We start from the raw sequence: 2903 nt of genomic DNA, 5'->3' as shown, positions 1-2903 counted from the left end.
ATTAAGATTCCTTATGTCATCAAACCAAGACGTGCAGGAGATATTGCGACATGTTATGCGGATCCTACAAGAGCTAAGGAACAGCTTGGCTGGGTGGCTGAAAAGAACTTGGATGATATGTGTAGAGATACATGGAATTTTGCAAAACAGTTTATTAAATAAATGAAAACAGGCAGCCAATGATTTGGCTGCCTTATTCAATGAAACATTGATATTGGTTTAAGAAAGTTTCTACATTAATTCGAACTACTTTATATGTGATTTTCTTATCGATTGTTAGAATGATATAAGATCCATGCTAATCATCTCTAGGTAAAGTGATTGAGCCTGGATTTAGAATTAGACAATTATTGTAGATTTGTTCTTTGACTAAATGCGTATGTCCATAAAGATAGATATCTGCATGATGTTGATCGATATCTTTTTTTATTTCGTTCAAACCTTCATCTCCATGTGAGAATGGATGCGTTTGTATAAAACAGTTAATCTTTGGAATTTAGGTAAATCTAATGTATCATTATTCCTTTAACACATATAAAGTTATTTAAGCCATTAATGCTTGTAGTTTGTGAATCTCCTAAATGAATAAATTTCACATTGTCTTTATAGAGTGAAGAATAGATGTGATAAAGAATTTTTAGGATATTTTGATTCCCGTGATTATCCGAAACGATTATGATTCGGATGTGTAGGCATCAAAATAGTCTTCATAAACTTGAAGATTATCTTCACTATGAGCTAGAGCTGCAAAATAAGTAGACTCTTTGATTGCGTCCAATTCTACATTTTCCATGGGTTGTTGCAGAATATATTCACCATTTTTACCAACTGCCCATATGTTTTCATTGTGATGATCTACATTTGAGAATTTATGTAACATTGTCGCAATGGCCATTTCTTCTGGATATAAACACATTTTAAATGTATTTGAACAGTAGGCTAGATTGTCTGCCAAAGCTTTAGCACTTTCGTGCGTTAGTATAAACCAAGGATAGCTGATATAGATTGTGTCCTCAATTTCACGTTTTTTAAAGGAATGAACAAGACTGGATGTCATTTTATTCATGGCACGAATGGTTTTTGATTTTTGGAAATCATAAGAGTTTGTAAAGAAGGCATAGTTTTCAAATCTTTTCTTTACTTCTACATTTTCATCTGAGTTATCCACTTCATAATAGATATCTTCGTCTTCATGTGTTTCTAAATATTCTACAAGTTGTGCTTTTGATTTTGTAGGGATCATACCATCAGTCATTATGATGAAACGATCATATGTAAAAGATCCATATTCTTTTTCAAATTCTAAAGCATCTTTCATCAATACAATAAAGCCTCTAGGTAGTGACATATCGGCTGGAAGGGCAGTTTGTTGGTGATGAGCCACATGTAAATTTGGCGTATCACAATAGGATAGAATCAAATCATCACGTAGATCATCATCGTTTACCATCAAGTAAACGTCATCGCCTTGGTTGATCAATATATCTAGGTTTTCTGTTATTTCTTCAAAATTATTTTTCATATAGTGCATTAAATAAGCAATTTTCATGGAATTCACCTCATGAAATATTATAACATTTTAGCATCGTATGATAAAATACATTTATGGAAAAAGCAATATTGATTGGTGTACAAACATACACAAGCCATTCTTTTGAAGAAAGAATGGAGGAAATGAAAGAATTAGCTCTTGCCTGTGATATTGAAATTTGCATGAGTATATCACAGAATTTGGAGCATCCTCATAAAAAGTATTATATGAATCCTGGTAAGATTGAAGAGGTCAAACGCATTCTTGAAGATCAAGAATGTAGCATGGTTCTTGTATTAGAGGCTATTTCGCCCTCTGTACAAAGAAATTTATCGGACTTTTTTGATTGTGAAGTCATGGATAAAAGTGCTTTGATTTTAGAAATTTTTGCGTCTCGTGCTAAGACAAAAGAGAGCATGCTTCAAGTTGAGTGTGCACGATTGAAGTATTTATTGCCAAGACTTCAAGGCAGCTATAAACATATGGATAGACAGCGTGGTGGTTCTAGAAACAAGGGAACAGGAGAAAAGAAAATCGAACTGGATGCGCGAAGAATTGAAGGTAAGATTCATTTTGTGGAAAAAGAATTAGATAAGATTCATACGCAAAGAAGCGTACAGCGTAATCAGCGTAAAAAAGGTATGGTTAAAAGTGTAGCTCTAACGGGTTATACCAATGCAGGTAAATCAAGTATTATGAATGGGTTTGTGAATGAAGATAAGTCTGTATTTGAGAAGGATATGTTGTTTGCGACTTTGACAACTTCAACACGTCAAATTGAAACAGAGAACCATAATGTATTTACTTTAAGTGATACAGTTGGATTTATTAGTGATTTACCACACAGTTTAGTACAAGCCTTTCATTCTACACTTGAAGAAGCTGTGGTTTCGGATTTGATCTTAAAAGTAGTGGATATTTCAAATGAACATAAGGATAGCAAACTTCAGGTTTGTGAAGAAACATTAAAAGAAATTGGATGTGAAAAAGTTCCCTACTTGTATGTCTTTAACAAATGTGATCAGACAAATATTGAATATCCAAAACGTGTAGAGGATCGTATTTATATTTGTGCTAAGGAAAAGTCGAGTATTGCGTTTTTAAAGCAGGAAATTGAAAAGGAATTATTTCATATGGAAACTTTACATGTCGTGATTCCTTATGAAAAGGTAAGTGTACTTGATTATATTCATACCAATGGTAAGGTGCATAGACAGGAATATAAAGAGGATGGTATTGAGGTTGATTTTAGTATTCAACAAGATTTGATTCATCGTGTAGACAGGTTGTTACGAATATAAGAAAAGAGGAAGAATCGGGTAACCAATTTTAATTAGGGTCATTATTTTTGGGGTCTATTTTAGGGTCAATT

General features: G+C 33.1%; 3 protein-coding genes and 1 pseudogene. 2 read left to right on the top strand and 2 right to left on the bottom strand.

Translation table 11 applies throughout. The features are described 5' to 3' along the window. Window positions 1–162 (top strand): annotated as a pseudogene (locus tag LJE08_RS13255) (GDP-mannose 4,6-dehydratase); the annotation flags it as partial. A 136-nt stretch (window positions 163–298) separates the two neighbouring features. Here LJE08_RS13255 and LJE08_RS13250 read toward each other — a convergent pair. Further along, complete coding sequence (locus LJE08_RS13250; RefSeq protein WP_227403479.1) at window positions 299–475, bottom strand: metallophosphoesterase family protein; 177 nt, start codon at window positions 473–475, stop codon at window positions 299–301. A 198-nt stretch (window positions 476–673) separates the two neighbouring features. Next, window positions 674–1549 carry a beta-1,6-N-acetylglucosaminyltransferase gene (locus LJE08_RS13245; RefSeq protein WP_227403478.1) on the bottom strand — a complete coding sequence of 292 codons (876 nt, stop codon included), beginning with the start codon at window positions 1547–1549 and terminating at the stop codon, window positions 674–676. Window positions 1550–1605: 56 nt separating this feature from the next. On the opposite strand from LJE08_RS13245, the gene hflX reads away from it, so the two are divergent. Beyond that, window positions 1606–2832, top strand: coding sequence for a GTPase HflX (hflX, locus tag LJE08_RS13240; protein WP_186999713.1), 1227 nt, complete (start codon window positions 1606–1608; stop codon window positions 2830–2832). Window positions 2833–2903: the final 71 nt, after the last annotated feature.

Source organism: Holdemanella sp. DFI.5.55, from assembly GCF_020593575.1.
GTDB classification, from domain to species: domain Bacteria; phylum Bacillota_I; class Bacilli_A; order Erysipelotrichales; family Erysipelotrichaceae; genus Holdemanella; species Holdemanella hominis.
This window is presented reverse-complemented; position numbering and strand designations above follow the sequence as displayed.